At 71.3% G+C, this 25,493-nt stretch carries 21 protein-coding genes; 14 read left to right on the plus strand and 7 right to left on the minus strand.

Annotated features, from left to right (window positions below):
- Positions 1-48 precede the first annotated feature (48 nt).
- The 5 genes from F3H13_RS01070 to F3H13_RS01090 all read left to right on the plus strand — a co-directional run bounded on the left by F3H13_RS01070 (position 49) and on the right by F3H13_RS01090 (position 4,596).
- The gene (locus F3H13_RS01070; protein ID WP_149797223.1) at positions 49-1,023 is read left to right on the plus strand and encodes a transcription initiation factor IIB; all 975 of its coding nucleotides are present in this window, start codon (positions 49-51) and stop codon (positions 1,021-1,023) included.
- Between the two features lie 87 nt (positions 1,024-1,110).
- On the plus strand, positions 1,111-1,818 hold the full coding sequence (locus F3H13_RS01075) for a type I 3-dehydroquinate dehydratase (RefSeq protein WP_149797224.1): 708 nt from the start codon (positions 1,111-1,113) through the stop codon (positions 1,816-1,818).
- Between the two features lie 503 nt (positions 1,819-2,321).
- On the plus strand, positions 2,322-3,302 hold the full coding sequence (locus F3H13_RS01080) for a rhomboid family intramembrane serine protease (protein ID WP_149797225.1): 981 nt from the start codon (positions 2,322-2,324) through the stop codon (positions 3,300-3,302).
- On the plus strand, positions 3,302-4,174 hold the full coding sequence (locus tag F3H13_RS01085) for an endonuclease V (protein WP_149797226.1): 873 nt from the start codon (positions 3,302-3,304) through the stop codon (positions 4,172-4,174). Before F3H13_RS01080 ends, F3H13_RS01085 begins: the two co-directional genes overlap by 1 nt.
- A 149-nt stretch (positions 4,175-4,323) precedes the next feature.
- A complete protein-coding gene (locus F3H13_RS01090) occupies positions 4,324-4,596 on the plus strand; it encodes a DUF7385 family protein (RefSeq protein ID WP_149797227.1) in 273 nt (90 codons plus the stop codon).
- A gap of 28 nt (positions 4,597-4,624) precedes the next feature.
- Here the strand turns inward: F3H13_RS01090 and F3H13_RS01095 are convergent, their stop codons facing one another.
- Positions 4,625-5,947, minus strand: coding sequence for an MBL fold metallo-hydrolase (locus tag F3H13_RS01095; protein WP_149797228.1), 1,323 nt, complete (start codon positions 5,945-5,947; stop codon positions 4,625-4,627).
- A gap of 605 nt (positions 5,948-6,552) precedes the next feature.
- Between F3H13_RS01095 and F3H13_RS01100 the strand changes: the two genes are divergently transcribed.
- The 7 genes from F3H13_RS01100 to F3H13_RS01135 all read left to right on the plus strand — a co-directional run bounded on the left by F3H13_RS01100 (position 6,553) and on the right by F3H13_RS01135 (position 14,967).
- On the plus strand, positions 6,553-7,320 hold the full coding sequence (locus F3H13_RS01100) for a nucleotide-binding protein (protein ID WP_149797229.1): 768 nt from the start codon (positions 6,553-6,555) through the stop codon (positions 7,318-7,320).
- On the plus strand, positions 7,317-7,970 hold the full coding sequence (locus F3H13_RS01105; protein ID WP_149797230.1) for a hypothetical protein: 654 nt from the start codon (positions 7,317-7,319) through the stop codon (positions 7,968-7,970). The genes F3H13_RS01100 and F3H13_RS01105 overlap by 4 nt, the downstream gene beginning before the upstream one ends.
- Before the next feature lie 135 nt (positions 7,971-8,105).
- Positions 8,106-8,735, plus strand: a complete 630-nt coding sequence (locus tag F3H13_RS01110; protein WP_149797231.1) for a hypothetical protein — start codon at positions 8,106-8,108, stop codon at positions 8,733-8,735.
- Positions 8,736-9,206: 471 nt separating this feature from the next.
- The gene (ppsA, locus tag F3H13_RS01115) at positions 9,207-11,564 is read left to right on the plus strand and encodes a phosphoenolpyruvate synthase (RefSeq protein ID WP_149797232.1); all 2,358 of its coding nucleotides are present in this window, start codon (positions 9,207-9,209) and stop codon (positions 11,562-11,564) included.
- 77 nt (positions 11,565-11,641) lie between these two features.
- Positions 11,642-12,757 carry a tyrosine decarboxylase MfnA gene (mfnA, locus tag F3H13_RS01120; protein WP_149797233.1) on the plus strand — a complete coding sequence of 372 codons (1,116 nt, stop codon included), beginning with the start codon at positions 11,642-11,644 and terminating at the stop codon, positions 12,755-12,757.
- Between the two features lie 475 nt (positions 12,758-13,232).
- Positions 13,233-13,871 carry a halocyanin domain-containing protein gene (locus F3H13_RS01130; RefSeq protein ID WP_149797235.1) on the plus strand — a complete coding sequence of 213 codons (639 nt, stop codon included), beginning with the start codon at positions 13,233-13,235 and terminating at the stop codon, positions 13,869-13,871.
- Positions 13,872-14,013: 142 nt separating this feature from the next.
- A complete protein-coding gene (locus F3H13_RS01135; RefSeq protein WP_149797236.1) occupies positions 14,014-14,967 on the plus strand; it encodes a hypothetical protein in 954 nt (317 codons plus the stop codon).
- 10 nt (positions 14,968-14,977) lie between these two features.
- Here F3H13_RS01135 and F3H13_RS01140 read toward each other — a convergent pair whose 3' ends face one another.
- A complete protein-coding gene (locus F3H13_RS01140) occupies positions 14,978-16,027 on the minus strand; it encodes a glycosyltransferase (RefSeq protein ID WP_149797237.1) in 1,050 nt (349 codons plus the stop codon).
- A gap of 161 nt (positions 16,028-16,188) precedes the next feature.
- Here F3H13_RS01140 and F3H13_RS01145 point away from each other — a divergent pair, with 161 nt between their 5' ends.
- Positions 16,189-17,994 (plus strand): S9 family peptidase, encoded by a 1,806-nt coding sequence (locus F3H13_RS01145; protein WP_149797238.1) that lies wholly within the window; start codon positions 16,189-16,191, stop codon positions 17,992-17,994.
- A gap of 95 nt (positions 17,995-18,089) precedes the next feature.
- Complete coding sequence (locus F3H13_RS01150) at positions 18,090-19,493, plus strand: PAS domain-containing sensor histidine kinase (protein WP_188127968.1); 1,404 nt, start codon at positions 18,090-18,092, stop codon at positions 19,491-19,493.
- An 18-nt stretch (positions 19,494-19,511) separates the two neighbouring features.
- Here F3H13_RS01150 and F3H13_RS01155 read toward each other — a convergent pair whose 3' ends face one another.
- The 5 genes from F3H13_RS01155 to F3H13_RS01175 all read right to left on the minus strand — a co-directional run bounded on the left by F3H13_RS01155 (position 19,512) and on the right by F3H13_RS01175 (position 25,389).
- The gene (locus F3H13_RS01155; RefSeq protein WP_149797526.1) at positions 19,512-20,297 is read right to left on the minus strand and encodes an aldo/keto reductase; all 786 of its coding nucleotides are present in this window, start codon (positions 20,295-20,297) and stop codon (positions 19,512-19,514) included.
- Positions 20,298-20,415: 118 nt separating this feature from the next.
- Positions 20,416-22,980, minus strand: a complete 2,565-nt coding sequence (locus F3H13_RS01160; RefSeq protein WP_149797239.1) for a heavy metal translocating P-type ATPase — start codon at positions 22,978-22,980, stop codon at positions 20,416-20,418.
- 1 nt (position 22,981) lies between these two features.
- Positions 22,982-23,815, minus strand: a complete 834-nt coding sequence (locus F3H13_RS01165; RefSeq protein ID WP_149797240.1) for a sulfite exporter TauE/SafE family protein — start codon at positions 23,813-23,815, stop codon at positions 22,982-22,984.
- A 196-nt stretch (positions 23,816-24,011) separates the two neighbouring features.
- Positions 24,012-24,437: a cupredoxin domain-containing protein gene (locus F3H13_RS01170; RefSeq protein WP_149797241.1), complete on the minus strand. Its 426-nt coding sequence runs from the start codon at positions 24,435-24,437 to the stop codon at positions 24,012-24,014.
- Between the two features lie 166 nt (positions 24,438-24,603).
- Complete coding sequence (locus F3H13_RS01175; protein WP_149797242.1) at positions 24,604-25,389, minus strand: helix-turn-helix domain-containing protein; 786 nt, start codon at positions 25,387-25,389, stop codon at positions 24,604-24,606.
- Positions 25,390-25,493: the final 104 nt, after the last annotated feature.

Consider the following 25,493-nt stretch of genomic DNA (forward strand, 5'->3'; position numbering starts at 1 on the left):
AGAGTAAGATCGCTTCGGGCGGTTTCAGTTTCCCGGGGCAACCGAGCTATGAGTGAACGACTACACACACGGGGGAGTCGCTCCCGAACAGAGACGAAGGAGGAAGAGTCGGAGAGCACTGACGAAACGCTGAGCTGTCCGGAGTGCGGCGGGCACGTCGTCAACGACGAGGAACACGGCGAGACGGTCTGCAGCGACTGCGGGCTCGTCGTCGAGGCCGACTCGGTCGACCGCGGGCCGGAGTGGCGCGCGTTCGACTCCCGCGAGAAAGACGAGAAGAGCCGCGTCGGCGCCCCGACCACGAACACGATGCACGACAAGGGGCTCTCGACGAACATCGACTGGCGCGACAAGGACGCGTACGGCCGGTCGCTCGGCGCGCGCCAGCGCCAGAAGATGCAGCGGCTCCGCAAGTGGAACGAGCGGTTCCGCACCCGCGACTCCAAGGAGCGCAACCTCAAGCAGGCGCTCGGCGAGATCGACCGCATGGCCAGCGCACAGGGGCTCCCGGACAACGTCCGCGAGACCGCCTCCGTCATCTACCGCCGCGCGCTCGACGAGGACCTGCTCCCCGGCCGCTCCATCGAGGGCGTCTCCACCTCCTGCGTGTACGCCGCCGCGCGGATGGCCGGCGTCCCGCGCAGCCTCGACGAGATCGCCGACGTATCGCGCGTCGAGAAGGCCGAGATCGCGCGGACGTACCGCTACGTCGTTCGCGAGCTCAAGCTGGAAGTGAAGCCGGCCGACCCCGAGCAGTACGTCCCCCGGTTCGCCTCCGACCTGGAGCTCTCCGAGGAGTCCGAGATGCGCGCGAAGAGCCTCCTGCGCAACGCCAAAGAGAAGGGCGTCCACTCGGGCAAATCGCCCGTGGGCCTCGCCGCGGCCGCCGTCTACGCCGCCGCCCTGCTCACGAACGAGAAGACGACGCAGGCCGCGGTCTCGGAGGTCGCCGACATCTCCGAGGTCACCATCCGGAACCGGTACCACGAGCTGTTAGAGGCCGAGGACGGCCTCGTCGCCTGAACGGACGCGCGTTTTCGCAGACTCGTTTCGCCCCCGCGGCCCGCACTAACCCGACCAGCTAAGACCCCGGCGCGGGAACCGCCGCGTATGTTCGAGGAGTTCGTTCTCGCCGCGAGCACGGCCGACCTCTCCGAGGAGCCGGCGGCTCGCGGCCACGCCGACGCGGTGGAGTTCCGGATGGACCTCGCGAGCGATCCGCTCGACCGGCTGGCGGGCTACGACGGCGACCTCCCGCTGCTCGTCACGAACCGAGCGTCGTGGGAGGGCGGCGAGGCGGACGGGCTCGGGCGGTACGACGCGCTCTCGGACGCGATCGGGCACGACGCGGTGGCCGCGGTCGACGTCGAGCTCGCCGCGCTGCGCGGGACGCACCCGGACCCGGTCGAGGAGTCGCACGCGACGGCGCTGCGCGACGCGGCCCGCGAGGAGAACGTCGAGGTTGTCGCCTCCGTCCACGACTTCGAGTCGACGCCCGAGCCCGCGACGCTCGTCGACCTGCTCGCCGACGCCGCGAGCGAGGGCGACGTGGGGAAGCTGGCGACGACCGCGACCGCGCCGGCCGACGCGCTCGCGATGATCGAGGCGACCCACGAGGCGACGGCGGCCGGCCACCGTGTCGCGACGATGTGCATGGGCGAGCCGGGGCGGCACACCCGCGCGGTCACGCCAGTGTACGGCTCGAAGATCGGCTACGCGCCGGTCGACCCCGCGGACGCGACTGCGCCCGGCCAGTACCCGCTCGCAACGCTCAGGGAGCTCGTCGACGGGCTGAGAGAGGACGGAACCCGCGAGTGATTGTTTATAAGTGGTCGGCCACGGTTGCGGCGGCTATTTATAAGTGAATGCGGTGCGGTGGCGCGTGCCTGCGAGCGGCCGCCCTCGGCGGCCGCGAGTCAGCACGCGCGAGGGAGTCGGGCGCGACGAGGGCGACCATAGGGAGCCCGAAGACGCGCCCGACGAGGCTGGGGAGGCGTGAGGCGCGGTGCGGTCGCGGTCGGGTGGGACTCAAAGGGGCAGCCGCGAGGACGAAGCACGCCGACGTAAGCACTGGAAGGAGCGAGCAACGCGAGCGACTGAAGCGCGCAACGAGGCGCGCGAATCGTCGCGGCTGGGGCTTTGGAAGTGATCTTCGCCGATCTGTCAGCACTCAGTTATAAGCGAGCGGCTGGGGCTTTGGCGGTGTTCGCCGCGATACCACCAAACACTATTTATAAACAATCACCGAGACCACCGACCGCCTCACAGGAAACCACGTATAGAGCCAAACCGCTTTACGACCGCCCCCGTAAGTGCCGGCAATGGCGACGTGCGACGTGTGCGGGGAGTACGAGAACCTCCCGTACCAGTGTAAACGGTGCGGCCAGACGTTCTGTGCCGAGCACCGACTGCCCGAGAACCACGACTGCCCGGGCCTCGCTGAGTGGGACGACCCCGGCGGCGTCTTCGACAGCGGCTTCGACGAGAGCGTCGAGGGCGAGTCGGGCGGCGGCCGCACCGGCGGCGGCCGCTCCGGCGGCGCCTCCGCGGGGGTCGTCGATCGTGTCAAGCGGCGGATCGACCGCGAGACGGGCACCGGAGGCGTCGTGGGGTACTTCCGTAACAACGCGACGTACGCCCTGCTGTTGGCGATGTGGGTCACGTTTCTCCTCCAGTGGGCGGTGACGCTGACGCTAGGCGAGGCGGCGCACAGCCAGATATTCGTGCTGCGCTCGGAGGCGGTCGCCAACGTCTGGACGTGGATCACCTCGGTGCTGTCGCACTCGCGGGTCGGGCTCTTCCACATCATCGGTAACAGCATCGTCATCCTGTTCTTCGGCCCCCTGGTCGAGCGCGCGGTGGGCTCGAAGCGGTTCGTCGGGTTCTTCTTCCTCTCGGGGATGCTCGCCGGCCTCGGCCACGTCCTCTTCGCGATCGCGACGAACGCCCCGCCGACGGGCGTCCTCGGCGCCAGCGGCGCCGGCTTCGCGATCTTAGGCGTCCTCACCGTCTGGCGGCCGAACATGCAGGTCCTCCTCTTCTTCGTGATTCCGATGAAGATCAAGTACCTCACGTGGGGGATCGCGCTCGTCTCGGCGGTGTTGGTGATCCAGAGCGGCACCGGCGGCGTCGGCGGTATCGCGCACCTCGCGCACCTGATCGGCTTCGCCATCGGCCTCGCGTTCGGCAAGCGCAACGAGGGCCTCGCGCGCTCCGCGGGCGGCATGGGCGGCGTCTCGATGGGCGGCGCGCGCGGTCCGCGGGGACCGGGCGGCCCCGGCGGTCCCGGCGGGCGGTTCTGATGGACCTCGCGCGGCCCGACCTCCGCCCGGACCCGTCGCTGTCGCGCGACGAGATGGAGGCCCTCCAGCGCGAGATCGCCGCGGCCGCGACGTTCGACGACGAGCACGCGCTCGACCCGGCCGCCGTCGCGGTCGAGGAGGCGGCCTCGCTCGCGGACGGCCTCCCGCCGGCGCGCGACGACGCGCAGGAGCAGCTGGGAACCGGCGCGGCCGGAGCGTCGACGGGCACGGCGGCCGACGCTGACGCGCCCACCGTCGTCGGCGTCGACCAGGCGTTCCTCACCGACCGCGGCGAGGACCGTCCCGACGCCGCCGTCTCCGCGGCGGTCGCGCTCCGCGGCGGAAGCGTGGTCGAGTACGCGAGCGCGACGACGCCGCTGTCGATCCCGTACATTCCGGGCCTGCTCGCGTTCCGAGAGGGGGAGCCGATCCTGGCCGCGCTCGACACGCTCGACACCGAGCCCGACCTGCTGGTCTGTGACGGCTCCGGCCGGATCCACTTCCGGGAGGCCGGGCTCGCGACCCACGTCGGCGTCCTCCGCGACGTCCCGAGCGTCGGCGTCGCGAAGAGTCTCCTCTGTGGCGAGCCCGACGAGTCGACGGCCGAACGCCCCGAGGGCTGGCGGACGCCGGTCCGCGCCGACGACGCGGTGACGACCGCCGAGCCGGGGACCGCCATCGGCCACGCGTTCCAGTCGCGCCAGTACCCGAACAGCAGACGGGTGAACCCCCTGTACGTCAGTCCCGGCCACCGCGTGTCCGCGGAGCGCGCGGTCGACCTCGTCGAAGCGCTGTGTGCGGGGTACAAGCTCCCTGAGCCGACCCGGCTCGCGGACGCCCACGCAGAGCGCGTGAAGCGGAACGCGGAGTGAGCACAGAGTGCGTGAAGCGGAACGCGGAGTGAGCACAGAGCGCGTGAAGCGGAACGCGGAACGACCGCGGAGACCGGCCGGCCGCGCCCCCGTGCTACTATTTGTCACGGACAGTCGGTTTTTATACGATCGCCCGTGAACGCGATCACATGGGAGACGACGACGCGGAGAGTGCGATGTCCGCAGAGGAGTTCCGGTCGCTGACCGACGGGCTGGTGCGACAGAGTTCGGGCGGGGGAACGACGGTGTATAAGAACGCGGCGGGCGTCGGCTGTCCGAACCCCGACTGCGACCGCGGGGTCTTCCAGACGCTGTTCGTCAGCGACCACGGCTGGCAGCAGATCGGCGCGACCCGCGACGGCATCGACCTCTGTCTGGTCAACACTGAGTCGAAGCGGCTGGTCTTCATCCACGACGACTGAACCGCGCCGCGGAGGCGGTGTCGGACCCTCAGTCGTCGTCGGCCGCGGAGCCGGCGTCCGGCTCGGCCGCGCAGCGGTTCGGCCCGAGTTCGAGTTCGATGGCGGCCGTCTCGTCCGCCGGCGACTCGACGCCGCGGTTGGCCGCGATCACCGACTCGTAGTTCGGCGGCTTCTCCGGCAGCGTCCGGGTGATCCGCTCGACGAAACCCTCCGCGTCGAGGCCGAGTATCTCGATCTGCCGGCGGGCGCTGCCGACCGTCGTGAAGACGGGCTCGCCGGGCTCGACGTCGCCGGTCGTCCCGTCGTTCGCGACCGCGAAGTGGCCGGGACAGACGACGACGGCGTCCGGCTGCGCGAGTAGGGTTCCGTGGAGCGAGTTGTACAGCCGGCGGGCCGCGCCCGCGGCGTCGGACTCTGACTTGTTTTTTTCGCCCTCGCCCGCCGAGAACTGGAGCTCCGTCCGTCCGACGCTGTCGGTGAACAGCGTGTCGCCCGTGAGGACCGTGGCGCCGCCGACGAGGTAGCTCGCGCCGTCGTCTGTGTGGCCGGGCGTCGCGAGCGCCTTCACGTCGACGCCGCCGACGTCGACCGTCTCGTTGCGCCCAACCGGCTCGAAGGCGTGCGCCACGTCGCGCCCGGCGGCCGCGGCTGGCAGGTAGTACGGGACGTCAAGATCGTCCGCGAGGGCTCGCCCGCCCGAGAGGTGGTCTGCGTGGACGTGCGTGTCGAGGACGGCCGCGATCGACGCGTCTCGCTCGGCGGCCGCCTCGATCCACTCGTCGCCGTGTCTGGAGACGTCGATAGCGACGGCGACGCGGTCGGAGCCGTCGGAATCAGCGACGGCGACGCGGTCGGAGCCGTCGGACGTAGCAGGAGCGTGATCCGCGTTGTCCGCCGCGCCCGGCTCGCGCCCGCCGACCACGAGGTAGCCCAGACAGCCCTTCGCGCGGCGCTGGATCTGGACCACGTCGAGCGGCTGGGCGGCGTCAGGCGCGTCAGGGAGGGGAACTTCGGTGCGGTCGTACACCGCCGACCAGCCGCGCATGCCGTCGTCGACGACGGTCACGTCGTCGTACCCGGCCGCGTCGAGTTTGGCGGCAAAGTCGTCGGAGGCCTTCCCTTTCGCACAGAGGGTGATAACGCTGTCAGCTGGCGAGAGCCCCGTCTCGCGCTCGAAGTCGTCGACGTCGAACTCGTGGAACGGCTTGTAGAAGTAGTGGACCGCGTCCGCCACGCGCCACCCTTCGAAGCTCTCCTCGGGCCGCGTGTCGACCACGGCGAAGGAGCGGTCGCCGCGCCGCCGCGCGTCGATCCTGTCGCGGAACTCGTCGGCGGAGATGGTCTCGACCATACTCGTGTCTCGGTCCGCTGGATCAAAAGCTCTCGGTGGACAGAAGTACGAGGGAATCTCCGGCGGCGAATCAGCGGTGAACGTTTCCGAAGCCCCAGCCGCTCGGTTATAAATGACTGATGGTAGCTCGGCGGCGAACGCCTCCAAAGCCCCAGCCGCTCGGTTATAAATGACTGATGGTAGCTCGGCGGCGAACGCCTCCAAAGCCCCAGCCGCTCGGTTATAAATGACTGATGGTAGCTCGGCGGCGAACGCCTCCAAAGCCCCAGCCGCGACGACTCGCGCGGCTTGCTGCGCTCCTCAGTCGCTCGTTCCACTCGCTCCCTGCGGTGCTTACTGCGCCGGGCTTCGTCCTCGCGGCTGCCCCTTTGAGTCCCGCCCCGCCCAGTACCGCACAGCACAGCACAGCACCTCACGCCTCCCCAGCCTCGCCGTTCGCTCCGGGCTCTCTTCGGTCGCCCGTCGCTCACGGCGTCCCTCGCGCGTGCTCCTCGCGGCCGCCTTCGGCGGCCACTCGGAGGCACGCGCCACCGCAACGAGTGATGATCGGTGTCGTCATAGCCGCGATGAATAGCTTTTATTCGGACCGCCGGGTGAGCGGGCGTATGGTCGAGGCGTTCGCGGTCGCCAGCGGGAAGGGCGGCACGGGGAAGACGACGAGCACGCTCGCGCTCGGGATGGCGCTCGCGGCCGACCACGACGTGACCGTCGTGGACGCCGACACGGGCATGGCGAACCTCCTCTTTCACGCCGGGCTCGACGACGCGGCGGTCACCCTCCACGACCTGCTCGTCGAGGGCACCGCGACGGACGTGAGCGAGGCCACCTACGAGCGGTTCGGGCTCTCAGTCGTCCCCTGCGGCACCTCGCTCGCCGGCTTCGAGGCCGCAGAGCCGGAGCGGCTCCGCGACGTGGTGGCCGAGCTCGCGCGCGACACCGACGTGCTCCTGCTCGACTCGCCGGCCGCGCTGGGCTCGAAGTCCGCCGTGCTGCCGGTCGTGCTCGCCGACCGCGTCGTGGTCGTCGTCGAGCCGACCATCCCCGCGCTCTCTGACGGCCTGAAGGTCCAGGAGTACGCGCGCTCGTACGGCACGGAGACGGCCGGCGTCCTGTTCAACAAGGTCCGGGACGAGGCCGACGACGTCGCCGCGCAGGCGGAGCGCCACTTCGGCGGTCCCGTCCTCGCGAACGTCCCCGAGAGCGACGCGGTCCGGGCGGCGCGCCGCGCGGGAAAACCCCTGCTCGCGCACGCCCCGGAAAGCGAGGCCGCCGCGCGCTTCCGGCGGGCCGCCGACCGGCTCGACGTGCGCGACGGCGACGGCGACGCGGTCGCCGACCGGTTCCGCAGCGCGGTTGTTCCCGACACGCCATGAGCGGGCGCCCGAAGGGCGACGGCGCCGAGTCGCCGGAGCTCACCATCCCGCGGGGGACGCTCCTGCGCTCGCGCGTGGTCTCCGACGTGGGGACGACCCTCTCTCGCGCGCTCGACCGCGAGCTTACCGGCTACGCGACGCTCGTGCCCCAGGAGACGCTGCTGCTGTCCGGCGAGGCCCGCGGCGTGATCACGTTCGAGGACGGCGTCCCCGTGCTGGCGTACAACACCGTGACGGACAACGGCGGTCCGGACGCGCTCGCGGAGCTGGCGGTCCCCGGCCCGTACCGCGTCGAGCTGTACGCCGTCGACGCCGGCGGGCTGGCGGCGGCTCACGAAGAGGAGGCGGTACGCGTCGCGCCCGACGCGGCCGCGACCGAGCTGGCCGACGACGTCGACCTCGCGGAGCGGACCCGCGAGGCGGCGCCCGAGGAACGCCTGCGGGATACCGCCGACGAGGACGACGCCGTCGCCGCGTTCCTCGCAGACGACGAGCGAATCGACGCAATCCGCGAGCAGGCCCGGTCCGAGGCGCGCGACCGCGCCGCGGAGTGGGGGCTCGACGACGCGCTCGACGAGCCGGAGGAAGTGGGAGAGCGCGACGCCGGGAGCTTGATCGAGCGCGACGCCGGCGGCTCCGTCGACGGCTGACGACCGAACGGTTATTTCGACTCGGCCCCTCCGATCGGTATCACGGTCCTCCGACTCCTCCGGCTGACGACCGCCACTGACTTCGCGGACTGGTACGAGGCCGGCCGCGCGTACACGACCGAGGTGGCCGAGGGCATGGGATTCGACGGCGTCGACGAGCTCGACACCGACCGAATCGCCCGTCGCCTCCGGACGGCGCCCGACGAGCTGACGCCCGACGAGGCGCGCTCCGTCGCGGCGACCCTGCTCGCGGACGGGGCGTTCTCGGAGCCGTACTGCGAGTGGCTGCCGACCTGGTACGAGCTCACGCTGATCGCGCCGGTCCGGTACGCCGACTGGCGGCTGCGACGGGTCGCCGGCGCGGTGGCCGAGCGCGCGGCCGTCACCGCCACCGCGCCGCGGTTCTCTCGCCCGACCGACGTCCGGATCGACGGCGCGCCGGCGCTGTCGCGGGTGTCCGGCTTCCGCGAGCGGTTCCTCCTCGCCGACTCGCTGCTCCACCTGGAGTGGTTCGACCACGTCGCCGCAGCCGACGGGATCGAGGTGCCCGACGGCCTCGTCGCGCGGACCCGCGAGGAGTCGCTGTCGTACTACGGCGGGGAGCGGGACCGCCTCTCGCCCGAGGTACGTCGGTTCCAGCGACACCTGTTCGCCGACGACCGCTGGGTCCGTCGCGTCGACGACGCCTACAGCCTCGACAGCACCCTGTTCGGACTCTGGGAGCGACTGCTGTGCGACGAGCGGCGGCGCCTCGACCGCGACTGATCAGCGCGGGGGATCAATCGCGACAGATCGGCAGCGACGGTCGACCGAGTCGGGACGCGCTCGGGTAGACACAAGTGTTACAACTTCTGTAACTAGTTACGGAGTCCGTTCGCGAAACCGGAGATAAGTATAGGCCGTCCTGTCCGTTACGAGGTGGTACGAACCGCGGTTCGGTTCGCTGTTCCCGACCTTCGGCCCTCTTTCGTTTGCGGCCGCGGCGCTCTCGTCGCGGCCGGGGTTTCACGCCGCTCCGTGATAGAAACGCGTGCGCACCACGATCCGGCTTGCGCGGCGGTCGCCGCGATCGGTAACGCGTCAGTGCCGCAGAAACGACGCGAAACACCGAATTTGGGGCCCGTCCCGACATCGATAGCCGCGCACGGACACAACTCGGCGGCGAGTAATCTTTTATTCAGCGTTGCGTACGCCGGAACCTTCATAGGTCGCCTCGCGGATCCTCCGAGTACACGAATGGCAGTACTCTTGCTGGAGGACGTCGACGCCGACGACGTCGGGACCGTCGGCGGAAAGGCCGCGTCGCTCGGTGAACTCATCGGTGCGGGGCTCCCGGTTCCGCCGGGATTCGCCGTCACCGCGGGCACGTATCGGACCTTCATCGAGGAGGCCGGGATCGACGCCGAGCTGTTCGACGCCGTCGACGTCGACCCCGAGGACTCCGCGGCGCTCCGCGAGGCGGAGGCGCGCGCGGAGGAACTCATCCTCGAGACGCCGTTCCCCGAGGAGGTGCGCGAGGAGATCCTCGAACAGTACCGGGAGATGGGCGAGGACGGCGAGGAGGCGTTCGTCGCCGTCCGCTCGTCCGCGACCGCCGAGGACCTGCCCGACTCCTCGTTCGCCGGCCAGCAGGAGACGTTCCTCAACGTCCGCGAGGACGACCTCCTCCGGCGCGTGAAGGAGTGCTGGGCCTCGCTTTTCACCCAGCGCGCGATCTACTACCGACAGCAGCGCGGGTTCCCCCACTCCGAGGTCGACATCGCGGTCGTCGTCCAGCGGATGGTCGACGCCGATAAGTCCGGCGTGATGTTCACCAGCCACCCCTCGACGGGCGAGCCGCAGGTCACCATCGAGGCCGCGTGGGGCCTCGGCGAGGCGGTCGTCTCCGGCACCGTCTCCCCCGACAACTACGTGTACGACCGCGGACGCGCCGAGGTCGACGACGTCACCGTCGCGGACAAGAAGGTGGAGATGGTGAAAGACGAGGAGACCGGCGAGACGGTCCAGCTCGACCTCGACGAGGACCGCCGACACGAGCGGGTGCTCTCCGACGCGGAGATCGGCGACCTCGTCGCGCTCGGCGAGCGGGTCGAGGACCACTACGGGTCTCCTCAAGACGTCGAGTGGGCTATCTACGACGGCGAGATATACATGCTCCAGTCGCGCCCGATCACGACGATCCGGGAAGACGCCGGCGAGGAAGACGGGACGGACGCAGGCGGAACCGGCGGCGAGACCCCGCGGAAGTCCGCTGTCGGGGACGCGGCGTCGGGCCAGCCCGGCGCGGCCGGCGGCGGATCCACCGGAGACGACGCCGACGTCCTCGTCGACGGGCTCGGCGCGAGCCCGGGGGTCGTCTCCGGCGCCGTCCGGATCGTCCACAAGCTCGACCACCTCGATCAGGTCCAGGAGGGCGACGTGATGGTGACGGAGATGACGATGCCCGACATGGTGCCCGCGATGAAGCGCGCCGCCGGCATCGTCACCGACGAGGGCGGGATGACGAGTCACGCGGCGATCATCTCCCGCGAGCTCGGCGTCCCCGCGGTCGTCGGCACCGGTAAGGGGACCCGCGTCCTCGAAGACGGCCAGCAGGTCACCCTCGACGGCGACAAGGGGACGATCCGAGCGGGCGAGTCCGAGTCCGCCGAGCCCGGCGAGGAGTTCGAGCCGGTGGAGGCCGCACGCCCCGAGACCCCCGTCAAGCCGATGACGGCGACGGAGGTGAAGGTGAACGTCTCGATCCCGGAGGCGGCCGAGCGCGCCGCGGCGACGGGCGCCGACGGCGTCGGCCTGCTCCGGATCGAACACATGGTGCTGTCGCTCGGGAAGACCCCCGAGAAGTACATCGCCGACCACGGCGCCCGCGCCTATCAGGACGAACTCATCGAGGGCGTCCGACGGGTCGCCGACGAGTTCTATCCCCGGCCGGTCCGGGTGCGGACCATCGACGCGCCGACCGACGAGTTCCGCGAGCTGGAGGGCGGGGGCGGCGAGCCCGCCGAACACAACCCGATGCTCGGCTGGCGCGGGATCCGCCGGAGCCTCGACAAGCCCGAGCCGTTCCGCCAGGAGCTGGCCGCGTTCGCGCGCCTCTACGAGATGGGGTACGACAACCTGGAGGTGATGTTCCCCTTAGTCAACGACGCGAGCGACGTCGAGGGGATCACGCGACACATGCGCGACGTCGGGATCGACCCCGAGACTCACCGCTGGGGCGTGATGATCGAGACGCCGGCGAGCGCGCTCCAGATCGAGGAGCTCGCCGAGGCGGGTATCGACTTCGCCTCCTTCGGCACGAACGACCTCACGCAGTACACGCTCGCGGTCGACCGCAACAACGAGCACGTCGCCGACCGGTTCGACGAGCTCCACCCGGCGGTGTTGCGGCTCATCGGCGACACGATCGAGACGTGCCGCGAGCTCGACGTCGACACCAGCATCTGCGGGCAGGCCGGCTCGAAGCCCGAGATGGTCGAGTTCCTCGTCGAGAAGGGGGTCTCCTCCATCTCCGCGAACATCGACGCGGTCCGCGACGTCCAACACGAGGTGAAGCGGACCGAACAGCGGCTCCTGCTCGACTCGGTCCGCTGAGGCCGTCCGAAGCGATTCGGCCCCGACGCGCCCCAGAGCGGAACGAGTAAGAGCCGTCCCCGGCAACAGGAGAGCAGATGCGACAGCCGGAACCGGAGCCGCAGTCGTTCGATCGGGTCCTCTCCTCGATGTGCACGGAGCCGCACCCGGACGCCCGCGCGGCCGCCGAGCGCTTCCTCGCGACGAACCCCGGCGACCCCGCGACCTACGACGCGGTGGCGGAGTTAGAGGCACGCGCGGTCGAGGGGCTCGCGGCGCTCGCAGCCCATCCGACACCGGCCGACGCCGCCGGGTACGTCACCTCCGGGGGCACCGAGGCGAACGTCCAGGCGGTGCGATCGGCGCGGAACCGGCACGGCGGGAGCGACGGCTCGCGCGGCGGGAGCGGCGGCGCGCGCAGCGAGCGCGACGTCAACGTCGTCGCGCCGGCGAGCGCGCACTTCTCGTTCACCAAGGCAGCGGCGCTGCTCGACGTGGAGCTACGGACGGTCCCCCTCGACGACGACTACCGGGCGGACGCGGAGGCGGTCGCGGCCGCGGTCGACGACGCGACGGCGCTCGTCGTCGGCGTCGCCGGCAGCACCGAGTACGGTCGGGTCGACCCGATTTCGGAGCTGGCGGCGATCGCCGAGGAGGCCGGCGCGCGGTTCCACGTCGACGCCGCGTGGGGCGGGTTCGTCCTCCCGTTCACCGACCGCGACTGGTCGTTCGCCGACGCGCCGGTCGACACGCTGACGATCGACCCCCACAAGTTCGGGCAGGCCCCGGTCCCGGCGGGCGGCCTGCTGGCCCGCGAGGACGCCGCGCTCGACGCGCTCGCCGTCGAGACCCCCTACCTGGAATCCCGGTCGCAGGCGACGCTCACCGGGACCCGGAGCGGCGCGGGCGTCGCCGGCGCCGTCGCGGCGATGGACGCGCTCTGGCCCGACGGCTACCGCGAGGCCGCGGAGCGCGCGGCCGACAACGCCGAGTGGCTCGCCGGCGAACTCGCGGCCCGCGGGTACGACGTCGTCGAGCCCGAACTGCCGCTCGTCGCGGCCGACGTGCCCGAGTCCGAGTTTCAGGCGCTCCGCGACGCCGGCTGGAAGGTGTCGCGGACCGGCTCCGGAGAACTCCGCGTGGTGTGTATGCCGCACGTGACGCGGGCGGCGCTGCGGGCGTTCCTCGACGACCTCGACGGGATCCGGCGGTAGGTCGTATTTAAATACGCGACCGCGGCGGCGACGCTCCGTTATAAATAGACGAGGCGGTGGCGCGTGCCTGCGAGCGGCCGGAGCGAAGCGGAGGCCGCGAGGAGCCCGCGCGAGGGAGTCGGTCGCCGAGCGAAGCGACGGCGACCGACGAGGCTGGGGAGGCGTGAGGTGCTGTCGCGGTGCTGTGGGCGGGACTCAAAGGGGCAGTCACGAGGCGGACGCAGGCGACGCAAGCACCGCAGGGAGCGAGTGAAACGAGCGACCGAGGAGCACAGCGAGCGTGCGTCCGCCTCGCGACTGGGGCTTTGGAGGTGTTCGTCGTCTTGTATTCAGCCATTTATAAACGAGCGGCCGGGATTCGGAGAAGTCCGCCGCAGGGCCGCGAACCGTTTATAAACAATCACGGGCACCGGGCGACCGACGATCCCGCGTTCGGATCAACATATTCACTACGGCCCGTTACGAACCGGGTGGTATGAGTTCGGACGACGTCTCTCGGCGCGCGTTCATGCGGACGGCCGGCGGTGCGGCGGCCGCCGCCGGCGCGGCGACGGCGACGGCGGGGACGGCGGCTGCACAGGAAGTGGCGCCCGATTGGCCGAGCGGCGCCGAAGGGAACGTCGGGTCGTACACCGACGCCCGCGGGCAGGACTCGGTGACCATCTCCGTCGGCGCCGGCGACCAGGGGCTCGCGTTCGACCCGACGCTGGTGTGGGTCGACGAGGGGACGACGATCACCTGGGAGTGGACCGGAAACGGCGGCGACCACAACGTCCAGACGGTCGAGGACGGCGGCCCGGCCAGCCTCGACAGCGGCGACCCCGTCGGCGAGGAGGGGTACACCTACGAGTACGAGACGTCGGGCGAGGACGCCGGCATCACCCACTACCACTGCGTGCCCCACACCACGGTCGGCATGCACGGCGGCCTCGCCGTCGGCGAGGACGTCGCCACCGTCGAGACCGGCGGCGGCGGGGAATCGAACGCGGTGTTCGTCCCGGACGCCGCCCGGGCGCTCGGCATCGCGACGTTCATCGCGATGGTGAGCACGCTGGGGCTGGCGTTCGTGTTCATGAAGTACGGCGGCACGATCACCCGGCAGGATCAGGCGTAGTCGCCGGACGCGGAGCGGCTCGGTGGCGGGGTAAGCGGCGGTCCCTCCGCCGGTCCGTTCGGGCGAGTCCGTGGGAGATTTTTATAAATACGCTAACTGTGCCGCAGAAACTGACTCATTCGTCGTGCCCATAGCAACGCGTATGAGTCCCCCGCGGACGGACGACCCCGGCGACGCATCGACCGACGACGCGAGCGACGGAGGGGTCCCCCCGGGGTACCCCGAGCGCGGGGGTATCGACGTCTTCGACTCCCTGCTGCTTCGGCAGCCGATCGCCGACGGGGAGACGGCGGCCGTATGGGAGTTACTCGCGGCTTGGGCCGACGACCACCGCGACGGAGACGTTCGTACCCTGCTGCCGGTCGACGGGGTGACGCTCGTCACGCTGTTCCTCGATGACGGCGGATTCGGGCGGACCGACGGCGCCGACCGCGATCCGGGGCGCGGCGACGCGCTGCTCTGGTACGTGGAGGTCGTCGACGCCGACGCCGACGCGTGGCGGACGCCGGACGCGACCGTCCGGGACGCGTCGCCGCTGTTCGAGGCCGGGCTGGCGGACCTGCTGGCCGGGGAGCCGACGGTCCACGCCGGCGGTCGCGACGGCCACCGGTACGTCACGCACGTGACCAACCCCCGCAGGCGGGAGCGGTACGCCGACGTGGTCGGGCGGTCCCTCGTCGCGCCCGTCGTCGGCGACGAGCTGCCAATCCCGGTCGCGATCGTCTCCCTCGCGCTGAGGCCCGGGGCGACCAGCGCGCTCGTCGCCCGCGCGATCGACCTCGTCAACTGGCTCAAACGGTTCGACCGCGTCCAGTCGTGGGCGCGCGACGAGACGGACACCGTCGAGGCGGAGGCGATGTACACCGAGTCGCTGCTGTTGGAGACCGTCGGAGACCGGCAGGTGGTCCACTACTACATGGAGACCGAGGACATGGACCGCCTCTTCGAGGCCTTCTACGAGTCCGACGACTGGGAGGCGCGCCTCTCGGAACGGCTGTTCCGGCGGGTGCTCGCGGACCCGGCGGCGTTCCTCGAACCCGCGCTTGAGACCGACTGCGAGGTTCTGATCCACGCCGTCGACCCCGAGCGACCGTGACGCGCCCCGTTCACTCCGCGCCGACCAGCTCCTCGTACAGCGCGACGTACCGGTCGATCACCGCGTCGTGGTCGAAGGAGGCGAACTCGCGGTCGACCGCGCGGCGTTCGAGGTCGCCGACCGCGACGAACTCGTCGGCCAACTCCGCCGGGCTCGTCACGAGCCGCCCGCGCTCGCGCCCCTCGACGAGCTCGTGGGCGCTGGAGTCCGCCTGGTACTCGACGAGGGCGACGCAGCCGCACGCGACCGCTCGCAGCAGGTCGATCGCGAACGTCTCCCACGTCGCGGTCGCGACGGCGACGTGGGTTCCCTTAAATATCGGAATCCGCTCTTCGACCGGCAAGTCCCCGAGGAACTCGACCCGGTCGTCGATCCGGAGGTCGCTCGCGGTCGCCTCGATCCGACCGCGCTCGGGACCGTCGCCGATCACCGCCGCGGTCCAGTCGCGGCCGCGCAGCTCCGCCAGCCCGAGGAGGAACGTCTCGACGTTGGCGTGGCGGTCGAGCCGCCGCGAGTACACCGCGTCGAACCGGTCGTCGACGCCCGCCGACTCGACGGCGTCGAAGTCGATGCTCTCGGGCAGGACGCGGACGTCGTCGCCGTCGGCGCCGTGTTCGCGGACGCGCGTCTTGGTGGTCCGCGAGGGGGTCGCGACCGCGTCCGCGCGCCGCGCGAGCGGCCGGTACCAACGGCGGGCGTCGGCGGGGTGGTCGCGCCACCAGTCGACGACGACCGGGACCCGCGAGAGCGACCCCCCGACCGTGGCGGCGAGCGCGGGCGTCGGCGGGCTGTTGACGGCGTGGACCACGTCGGGGGCGAGGCGGCGGAGGGCGGCCGGGAGCTTCGCGGCGAAGGCGGCGGGCGCGGGCTCAACGGTGACCGACCGGTACTCGATCCCGTCCTCGGAGAACGAGTCGTGGTCGCCGCCCCACCACTGCGCGCAGAGCCAGACGACGGCGTGGCCGCGTTCGGCGAGGGCGCGAGCGGTCCGCAGGGTTCGCGTTCGCGCCGGGGTCTCCCCGTGTCCGGGGGCGAAAAGCGAGACGAACGCGACGCGCATACGCCGACCGCACGGGGGGCGCCGGTAAAAAGACACGGCATCGCGGCGGGAGGCGGGGCGGCGACCGTGCGGGGCGGCGACCGTGCGGGGGCCGCCGGCGTCGTCCGCAGCGGGGGTCCGCCACCCGAAACGGTTTCACGACACGCGCGGAATCGGGCCCCATGCGACAGTACGACATCGAACGCTACCTCAACGTGCGGAACGCGGGCGGCGCCGACCTCGGCCCCGACGGCCGGCTCTCCTTCCTGCTCGACACGACCGGCACGGGGCAGGTGTGGTCGGTCCGCGAGCCCGAGTCGTGGCCCGAACAGCACACGTTCTTCGAGGAGTCCGTCTCCTTCGTCGACTCCTCGCCGGAGCGCTCCGAGGCCGTCTTCGGCATGGACGAGGGCGGCAACGAGCGCGCCCAACTGTACCGGCTCGACTACGAGTCGGGAGAGATCACGGACCTCACCGACATGCCCGAGGCGAAACACCGGTGGGGCGGTTGGAACTCGACGGGCGACCGGTTCGCGTTCGCGTCGAACCGCCGCGACGAGGCCGTCTTCGACGTGTACGTTCAGGGCCGCGACGAGACGGGCGACGACGCCGAACTGGCCTACGAGGGCGATGGGTGGCTCTCGGTCGCCGGCTGGTCGCCGAGCGACGACCGGCTGATCGTCCACGAGGCGCACTCCTCGTTCGACCACGACGTGTACACCCTCGATCTGTCGACCGGCGACCTGACCCACCATACGCCCCACGAGGGCGACGTCCGGTACGCCAGTCCGGAGTGGGGCCCCGACGGCGAGGGAGTCTACCTCGTCACCGACCGTGACACGGACACCCTCCGGTTGGAGCGGCTCGAGTTAGAGACCGGCGAGTTCGACGTCGTCGCCGACGGCGGCGAGTGGAACGTCGACGGCGTGGCGATAGACGAGGACTCCCGCCGGCTCGTCTACTCTCGGAACGTCGACGGCTACACCGAGCTCACCGCCGGCGAGCTCGTCGCGCCCGACCGGATCGACGAGTTCCCGACCCCTGACCTCCCGGACGGCGTCGCGGGCGGCGTGAGCTTCGGCCCCGAGGGCGACCGGTTCGCGGTGACCGCGACGGGCAGCACGCACAACGCGAACGTCTACGTCGTCGACGCGACCACGGGCGAGGCGGAGCGCTGGACGCGCGCCTCGACGGCGGGGGTCCCGCCGGACACGTTCGTCGAGCGCGAGCTGGTCCACTACCCGACGTTCGACGGCAGAGAGATCCCCGCGTTCTTCTCCGTGCCGGAGACGGAGCCGCCGGAGTCGGGCTACCCGGTCGTCGTCGACATCCACGGCGGGCCCGAGTCGCAGCGCCGCCCCTCCTTCGCCTCGGTCACGCAGTACCTGCTGAACAACGGGTACGCCGTCTTCGAGCCCAACGTCCGCGGCTCCTCAGGGTACGGGAAGGCGTACTCCGGGCTCGACGACGTGGAGAACCGGATGGACTCGGTGAGAGACATCCGCGAGGCGGTCGGGTGGCTCCACGACCACCCCGAGGTGGACCCCGACCGCGTCGTCGCGATGGGGGGCTCCTACGGCGGCTTCATGGTGTTAGCGTCGCTGACGGAGTACCCCGACCTGTGGGCCGCCGGGGTCGACATCGTCGGCATCGCGAACTTCGTCACGTTCTTAGAGAACACCGGCGACTGGCGGCGCTCGCTGCGCGAGGCCGAGTACGGCTCGCTGGAGGAGGACCGCGAGTTCCTCGAGTCCGTCTCGCCGATCAACAACATCGAGCGGATCGAGGCCCCCCTCTTCGTCCTCCACGGCGAGAACGACCCGCGGGTGCCCGTCGGCGAGGCCGAACAGATCGTCGAGGAGGCCCGCGAGCAGGGCGTCCCGGTCCGGAAGCTGATCTTCGACGACGAGGGGCACGGCTTCGCGAAGCTCGACAACCGGATCGAGGCGTACCGCGAGATCGTCGACTTCCTCGCCGAACACGTGTAGTCGAGGATATATTTTCGGCCGTCGCGGCTCGGCGATTGCCGGACTGACCGGAGCGGCCGTGACGGTTATACACGTACGCGAGGTAAAAGGAGGAGATGAGTCGGTCCGAACCGTACGGGCTGCTGCTCGACCAGGCGCAAGACAAGGTCGCGCTGCTGGACGAACTGGGAACCTACACCTACGTCAACGGGGCCGTCGAGCGGATCTTAGGCTTCGAGCCCGACGAACTCGTCGGGACGAGCGCTTTCGAGTACATCCACCCGGAGGAGCGGGCGGCCGTGCGGGACACCTTCGAGGGGGCAATTCGGGCCGAGGGGTTCACCGAGGTCACGGCCGAGTACCGCCACCGGACCGCGGACGGGTCGTGGGTCTGGCTTGAGAGCCGGATGTCGAACCTCACCGACGGCGCGCTCGACGGGTTCGTCGTCAGCTCGCGGGACGTCAGCGGCCGCGTTCGGGCGGAAGACGAGCGCGCGGAGACCGCCTCCTACCTCGAGGAGCTCGCGTCGGTCTCCAGCGACGTCCTCTGGATGTTCAACGCCGACTGGTCCGAACTGCTCTTCATGAACCCCGCCTACGAGCAGATATACGGCGCGTCGCTCGACGAGCTCGACGGGGACCCGGACGCGTTCCTCGACGCGATCCACCCGGACGACCGCCCCTGCGTCAGGGAGGCGATGGCGCAGCTCTCCGCGGGGACGGCGGTCGACGTCGAGTACCGGGTGAACGCCGACGAGAACTTCAACCGGTGGGTGTGGGTCCAAGGGGAGCCGATCACCCGAGACGGCGAGGTCGTCCGGATCACGGGGTTCACGAAGGACGTCACCGACCGCCGGCGGCGCGAGCGCCAGCTGGTCGTGATGGACAACCTCCTGCGGCACAACCTCCGGAACGACCTCAACGTCGTCCTCGGGACCGTCGAGGAGCTCGAGGCCGACCTGCCGGAGTCGGCCGAACACACCGCGGTGATCCGGCGGGTCGGCGAGGGGCTCCTCGAGACCGCACAGAAGGAGCGGGAGATAATCGAGCTCATCACCGACCACGGCGAACCCGGTCGGATCGACCTCCGGAGCGTGGTCACGGAGTGTGTCGAGACCGTGCGCGACCGGTACCCGAACGGCTCGATAACGGTCGACGAACTCGACGCGGTCGCGGCGGCGGGGCGCGCGGAGCTCCGGTCGGCGGTGATCGAGCTCTTAGAGAACCCGTTCCAGCACAGCGACGACGGGGCGCCGACGGTGACCGTGCGCCTCCGCCGCACCGAGACCGGCGCCGAACTCGTCGTCGAGGACGACCTCCCCGCGATACCCGCCGTCGAGGCCGACGTGCTCACCGGCGACCACGACATGACCCGCGTCTACCACAGCAGCGGTCTCGGGTTCTGGCTCGTCTACTGGAGCGTGGAGCTGTCGGGTGGAGCCGTCGCCGTCGTCGGCGACACGGCGGGCGACGGACGCGGCAACCGGATCACGGTGTCGCTGCCGCTCGCGTCGGAGTGAGACGGGAGTTCGCCGCGCCTACCAGTCCGGCCCGAAGTCGGGGTTGAGCTGGCGGTCGGTGCGCCCGAGCGAGTCGATCGCCTCGACGTCCTCGTCGTCGAGCGTGAGGTCGACGCTCGCGAGGTTGTCGCGGATGTGGTCGATCCCGGTCGCCTTCGGGATGGCGGTCACGCCCTTCTCCCGGAGCCACGCGAGGCTCACCTGCGCGGCGCTGACGCCGTGCTTCTCGGCGATATCGACGATCGCCGGATCGTCAAGGATCTCGCCGCGGGCGAGCGGCGAGTAGGCGACGAGTTCGACGTCGTTGGCGTCGGCGTACTCCCGCAGCGCCTCCTGCCGGAGCAGCGGGTGCATCTCGACCTGGTTCGCGAACGGCGCCTCGCCGAGGGCGTCCGTCGCGGCGTCGAGGTGTTCCGGCTCGAAGTTCGAGACGCCGATCCGGTCGATCAGGCCGTCGTCGCGCAGCTCGGCGAACGCCGGCAGCGTCTCCTCGGGCTCGTACTCCCCAGCCGGCCAATGGACGTACATGAGGTCGACCGCGTCGACGCCGAGTTTGTCGAGGCTCTCGCGGGTCGACGAGGCGACGTCGGCGGGCGAGAGGTTGTCGATCCACACCTTCGACGCGAGGAATATCTCGTCGCGGTCGACGTCGCTCGCGGCGATCCCCTCGCCGACGGCCGCCTCGTTGCCGTAGATCTGGGCGGTGTCGACGTGGCGGTAGCCGGCGTCGAGCGCGTTCGCGACCGACTCGGTGCACTGCGCGGGGTCGTCGTTCTCCCACGTGCCGAGCCCGAGAACGGGCATGCCGTTCCGGGTCGGGACCGCGGGCTGCTGCTGTTGATCTGTCATCGCTTCCGTCTACTCGCGTGAGCCGAAAATCGTTTGCGGTCGGGGCGGGCGCGGCCGCGTCTCGACGGCGACCTCAGTCCGCGGAGAGCAGCGCCCGCGAGGAGTTCGTCACGACGAGGAGGCTCGACGCGCCCATCGCGACCGCGGCGAACAGCGGGTTCAGGAGGCCGGTCGCCGCCAGCGGGATGGCGACCGCGTTGTAACAGAACGCCCAACCGATGTTCCCCTTCACACGTCGGCCCGCCGCCCGCGCGAGTTCGAAGACGGTCGCCACGGATCCGAGCTCGTCGTCGACGATCGCCACGTCGGCCGCGTCGGCCGCCATCGCGGTGCCGCCGCCGAGCGCGATGCCGAGATCAGCCGCGGCGAGCGCCGGCGCGTCGTTGGTGCCGTCGCCGACCATCACGGTGACGCCCCGCTCCTTCAGCCGCCCGACTGCCTCGGCTTTCCCCTCCGGCGGTACGCCCGCGAACACCGACGAGACCGCGTCGTGCTCGGCGAACACCGTCGCGGCCCGCTCGTCGTCACCGGTGAGGACGATCACTTCGACGCCCGACTCGTCGAGCGCCGTCACCGTCTCCTCCCACCCCTCGCGGAGCTCGTCGCCGACCACGACGAACCCCTCCGCAGCGCCGTCGCGGCCGACGGCGACCGGGACCCGCCCCACGTCGCGCGCGTCGGCGACCGCCTCGCGGATCTCGTCGGAGACGGTCCAGCCCCGCTCGTCGAACAGGTCGGGGTGCCCGACGACGACCTCGACGCCGTCGACGAGCCCGGAGACGCCGCGGGCGTGGCTCTCGAAGGACTCGACCGCGGGGGCGTCGCCGTCTGCCGCGGGAGCGTCGACCGCCTCCGCCCCGCCGTCGGCGACCGCCGTCGTCGCGCCGTCGTCGGCCGCCCCCCCGAGACCGGCGTCCGCGCCGTCGAGGTCGTCCCGCGCCGCCGCGACCGCCTGCCCGACCGGGTGCGCGGAGCGCGATTCGAGGGCGGCCGCGAGCCGGAGCAGGTCGTCGTCGACCGCGCGGTCGATCAGCCGCATCTCGCCGGTGGTTAGGGTTCCGGTCTTGTCGAAAACGACGGTGTCGGCGTCGCGGATCCGCTCGAAGACGGTGTCGTCGAAGACGACGATGCTGCGTTCTAAGGCGTCGCGGATCCCCGCGGCGACCGCGAGCGGCGTCGCCAGCCCGAGCGCGCACGGGCAGGAGACGATGAGCACCGTCAGCCCGACGAGCATCGCGTCGGTCGGGGCGCCGCCGAGCGCGAGCGACGCGCCGGCGGCGACGACCGCGATGACGAGGACCGCCGGGACGAAGGCGGTCGCGAGCCGGTCCGCGAGCTTCTGGACGCCGTGGTTCCCACTCTGGAGGTCGTAGACCAGCTCCGCGACGCGGTCGAGGCTGGACGTGGCGTCCGGGCCGACCGCGACCGTGAGCGAGCCGTCCGCGACGACGGAGCCGCCGACGACCGCGTCGCCGGCGACCTTCCGGACCGGGAGCGACTCGCCGGTGACGACCGACTCGTCGACCGCGGCGTCGCCGTCGACCGCCTCGCCGTCGACCGGGACCCGCTCGCCGGCGCGCACGAGCAGCCGGTCGCCCGGTTCGAGCGCCTCGACGGCGACCGACTCGGTCTCGCCCGCGTCGGTCAGCCGGCGCGCGTCGTCGACCTGGACCGCGGTGACCTCCGAGAGCAGCGCCGTCGCGCGGTCTTTCACCGAGTCCTCGTAGTGATTGCCGACCGTGACGATGACGATGATCGCGACGGTCACGTCGTAGTAGATGGAGGGCGACTCGACGAAGATCACCGCCAGCGTGCTGTAGAGGTACGCGCTCACCGCCGCGATGGCGACGAGCAGGTCCATGTTCGGCGAGCGCGTCTTGGCGCTGACGTACGCGCCGCGCAAGATTGGCTTCCCGGTGAAAAAGAGGACGATGGTGGTCAGGACGGCGATGACGATGAAGAAGTACGTTCCGGAGGTGGAGGCCATCGCCTCGTTGAGGTAGTCGAGGGTCCGTTGGTCGTAGAAGGGGAACGCGAAGTACGTCGGGTAGATTAAGACGATGTACTGTAGCATCACGGCCATCCCGACGAGGACGCCCGCCGCGAGCCGCGCGGTCGCCATGTTGCTCGCCTGCCGGCGCGAGAAGGCGTCGTCGCGGGCGTACGCGCTGTAGCCGAGCCCGCTCACCGTCTCGGTGAGCTCGTCGATAGAGACGGCGTCCGGGTCGCGGTCGACGCGCACCGTGTCCGTGACGTAGCTCGCGCTCGCGGCGCTGACGCCGTCGGCGTCGGTCGCGACCGTCTCGATGAACGCCTCGCAGGTCGCGCAGTGCATCCCGTCGACCTCCAGGTACGTCGGCTCGTGGCCGTCGGGGAGGTCGCGGTCGGCGTCGCCGGACCCGCTCGGCTCCTCGCCGCCCCGCTCCCGCCGGCGCTCGCGGACGGCGTCGGCGTCGACGTCGACGTCGCCGAGCGCGCCGTACACGTCGCGGCAGCCGATGCAGCAGAAGCGGTTGCCGTCGTCGTCGGTGACGTCGACGCCGTCGGTCGGGAGCTCGCAGAGGGTACACGCGCCCGGATCGTCGGCCGGCCCCTCGGACGCGTCGCCGCCCGCGCCCGGGTCGGGGGTCCGGCTCATCTCACATTCCCCCCATGCCGGCGTCGAGCGGGTTCCAGAACGGGAGCCGCGGGTGCGGCACGTGGACCCCGACGGACATCAACCCGTGGGCGAACAGCACGTAGCCGAGCGCGACGAACGCGACGCCGAGCAGCCGGTGGACTCGGCGGCGGTGGACGGGGTCGATGCTCTCGATCAGCGTCCCGTAGGCGAAGACCGCGGGGATCGTGCCGAGCCCGAGCGCGCCGAGCGCGACGCCGCCCGCGACCGCCGAGCCGCTCGCGAAGGCGTACAGGTACGCCGGGTAGAGGATCGGACAGGGAAGCAGGCCGTGGACCGCGCCGAGCGCGACGATGCCGGGGCCGTTCGCGAGCCGGTCGACGTACCCCGTGAGCCAGCCGGTGACGCGTTCGAGCCCGGGGAGGTGGACGCCGCCGGTCGCGCCGCCGAGGAGATACCGGACGCCGACGGCGATGACCGCCGCGCCGACGAGGAGCCCGACCCCGCCGCGGACGGCATCCGCGGTGCCGGTCAGGGTCGCGGTGGTGACGAACACCGCGCCGCCGAGCGCGCCTAGGAGGGTCCCGATCGTCGCGTAGCTCGCCGCGCGCCCAAGGTTGAACAGCGCGTGCTGGCGCACCTCGTAGGTGGTGAGGTGTCCCTCGCGGCCGGTCGACGCGCTCGCGGTCGAGGCGGCGCCCGCTCCGCCGCCGTCGGTCCGTCCGGCGTCGGCGTCCATCCGGCTCGCGTAGACGGTGACCAGCGGGCCGCACATCCCGATACAGTGGGCGCCGCCGAGCAGCCCGATCGCGGCGAACAACAGGACGTCGGTTCCGAGGAGCGGCGAGAGGTCCATGTCGATCAGTTACCTCCCGTTCGGGGCGCGGGCGGAAACGGATTTCGGCGGGTGGAAACGGCGAGGCGGGTCGCAGTTCGCCGGGCGGAAACGGCAGTGTTGGCCGCGGCTCGTCCGGCGGCGGTCCGGCCCGCGGCTCGTCCGGCGGCAGTCCGGCCCGCGGCTCGTCCGGCGGCTGCGAGGCGGGTCACGCCGGTCACTCCTCCACGACGACGGTCCCGAACATCCCGCCCTCGCGGTGGGGGATACAGACGTACTCGTAGGCGCCGGGCACGGTGAACGTGTGTTCGAAGCGGTCGCCGCTCTCTAAGATACCGCCGAAGTCGTCGTCCCACGCCGCCGCCGCGGTGTCGTAGTCGTCGAAGCCGCCCGACGCGAAGAACTCGGCGCCCTCCGGGATCCCGCCCTCGGTCGCGGTGACGGTGTGCGCCCGCGCGCTCGTGTTCTCCCAGACGACGGTGTCGCCGACCGAGACCGTGATCTCTCGGGGTTGGTAGGCGGACGCGAGCATCCCGACGTCGAAGTCCGGTTCGCCGCCGACGCCCGCACACCCGGCGAGCCCGACGGTCGCCGCCGCGCCCCCGACGGCGCCGGCCTCTCGGAGGAACCGTCTGCGATACATACCCCATCTGAGGGCCTGAGGGGTTTCAATACCGCGGTCGCCCCCGCCGCGTGGGAACAGATTTCTCGTCGCGATCGGGGCGCGACCGGCCCCGACCGATCCCGACTTCGACCCCGACCGATCCCGACTCCGACCCCGACCGATCCCGACTTCGACCCCGACGACCTCACCCGCCGACGAGGTCCTCGAAGACGCGACGCTGCGCCGCTGCGAGGTGTTCCGAGAACGTGGCGCGGGCGATGCCGATGGCGTCGGCCACCTCGGTCGCGCTCGCCCCGCGGGGGTATTCGAAGTAGCCGAGCCGGTGGGCGGTTCGGACGACCTCGCGCTGCCGCTCGGTGAGTCGCCCTCGGTCGACGACGACCGGGTCCGATCGGGTGTCGGCCCCGCCGGAGCTCGTGAGCCGCTCGAGCCGCACCGACCCGCCGGTCGCCTCCAGCGCGTCGATGACGTCGCCGACCGGGTCCGCCGCGGGCAGCGACAGCCGGAGCCGGACCCGGTCGGGCGCCGTCCGGACCGTGACCGACGAGACCGGGTACCCGAGCGACTCGACGGCGTCGGACGGGTACTGCCCCGGCGCCCGGCTCCGACAGCGGTAGACGCGCTCGTCGCCGCCGTCGAAGACGAGCTCGGCGTCGACCGCGCGGTCGGCGCGGAACTGCGAGACGACCGCGTCGTCGACGCGGACGCGGTCGACGTCCTCCGCGACGGCCCCGGGCGGCAGTGCCGCCGCCACCGGCGCGGGCGCCGGGTCGCGGACCACGATCTCGACGCGGACGCCGGCGTCCCCGGAGCGCGCCGTGGCGCGGGCCCGTTCGGCGCCTCGCGGCGCGTCCGAACCGCTCCGAGCCGCGTCTGTGGAGCCGACGACACCGGAATCGGTCGAGCCGGCGCCCCCGGATTCGGGGCGATCGGCGTGACCGGAGTCAGACGACCGCGACCGCTGTCCCATACCTCGATTCTGCGGTCGAAGCCGGAAAAAAAGCGAGCCGAACGAGTACGCGTCGCCGCGACTCCGCGGACAGACTGATAAAGGCCCGTCGAGAGTTGGAAACG

It is taken from the genome of Halorubrum xinjiangense (genome assembly GCF_900102375.1).
In the GTDB taxonomy this organism is placed as follows: domain Archaea; phylum Halobacteriota; class Halobacteria; order Halobacteriales; family Haloferacaceae; genus Halorubrum; species Halorubrum xinjiangense.

Excerpts from the sequence above, each read along its gene's own strand:
- F3H13_RS01070 (WP_149797223.1), top strand. The coding sequence starts at position 49 with ATGAGTGAACGACTACACACACGGGGGAGTCGCTCCCGAACAGAGACG.
- F3H13_RS01075 (WP_149797224.1), top strand. The coding sequence starts at position 1,111 with ATGTTCGAGGAGTTCGTTCTCGCCGCGAGCACGGCCGACCTCTCCGAG.
- F3H13_RS01080 (WP_149797225.1), top strand. The coding sequence starts at position 2,322 with ATGGCGACGTGCGACGTGTGCGGGGAGTACGAGAACCTCCCGTACCAG.
- F3H13_RS01085 (WP_149797226.1), top strand. The coding sequence starts at position 3,302 with ATGGACCTCGCGCGGCCCGACCTCCGCCCGGACCCGTCGCTGTCGCGC.
- F3H13_RS01090 (WP_149797227.1), top strand. The coding sequence starts at position 4,324 with ATGGGAGACGACGACGCGGAGAGTGCGATGTCCGCAGAGGAGTTCCGG.
- F3H13_RS01095 (WP_149797228.1), bottom strand. The coding sequence starts at position 5,947 with ATGGTCGAGACCATCTCCGCCGACGAGTTCCGCGACAGGATCGACGCG.
- F3H13_RS01100 (WP_149797229.1), top strand. The coding sequence starts at position 6,553 with ATGGTCGAGGCGTTCGCGGTCGCCAGCGGGAAGGGCGGCACGGGGAAG.
- F3H13_RS01105 (WP_149797230.1), top strand. The coding sequence starts at position 7,317 with ATGAGCGGGCGCCCGAAGGGCGACGGCGCCGAGTCGCCGGAGCTCACC.
- F3H13_RS01110 (WP_149797231.1), top strand. The coding sequence starts at position 8,106 with ATGGGATTCGACGGCGTCGACGAGCTCGACACCGACCGAATCGCCCGT.
- ppsA (WP_149797232.1), top strand. The coding sequence starts at position 9,207 with ATGGCAGTACTCTTGCTGGAGGACGTCGACGCCGACGACGTCGGGACC.
- mfnA (WP_149797233.1), top strand. The coding sequence starts at position 11,642 with ATGCGACAGCCGGAACCGGAGCCGCAGTCGTTCGATCGGGTCCTCTCC.
- F3H13_RS01130 (WP_149797235.1), top strand. The coding sequence starts at position 13,233 with ATGAGTTCGGACGACGTCTCTCGGCGCGCGTTCATGCGGACGGCCGGC.
- F3H13_RS01135 (WP_149797236.1), top strand. The coding sequence starts at position 14,014 with ATGAGTCCCCCGCGGACGGACGACCCCGGCGACGCATCGACCGACGAC.
- F3H13_RS01140 (WP_149797237.1), bottom strand. The coding sequence starts at position 16,027 with ATGCGCGTCGCGTTCGTCTCGCTTTTCGCCCCCGGACACGGGGAGACC.
- F3H13_RS01145 (WP_149797238.1), top strand. The coding sequence starts at position 16,189 with ATGCGACAGTACGACATCGAACGCTACCTCAACGTGCGGAACGCGGGC.
- F3H13_RS01150 (WP_188127968.1), top strand. The coding sequence starts at position 18,090 with ATGAGTCGGTCCGAACCGTACGGGCTGCTGCTCGACCAGGCGCAAGAC.
- F3H13_RS01155 (WP_149797526.1), bottom strand. The coding sequence starts at position 20,297 with ATGCCCGTTCTCGGGCTCGGCACGTGGGAGAACGACGACCCCGCGCAG.
- F3H13_RS01160 (WP_149797239.1), bottom strand. The coding sequence starts at position 22,980 with ATGAGCCGGACCCCCGACCCGGGCGCGGGCGGCGACGCGTCCGAGGGG.
- F3H13_RS01165 (WP_149797240.1), bottom strand. The coding sequence starts at position 23,815 with ATGGACCTCTCGCCGCTCCTCGGAACCGACGTCCTGTTGTTCGCCGCG.
- F3H13_RS01170 (WP_149797241.1), bottom strand. The coding sequence starts at position 24,437 with ATGTATCGCAGACGGTTCCTCCGAGAGGCCGGCGCCGTCGGGGGCGCG.
- F3H13_RS01175 (WP_149797242.1), bottom strand. The coding sequence starts at position 25,389 with ATGGGACAGCGGTCGCGGTCGTCTGACTCCGGTCACGCCGATCGCCCC.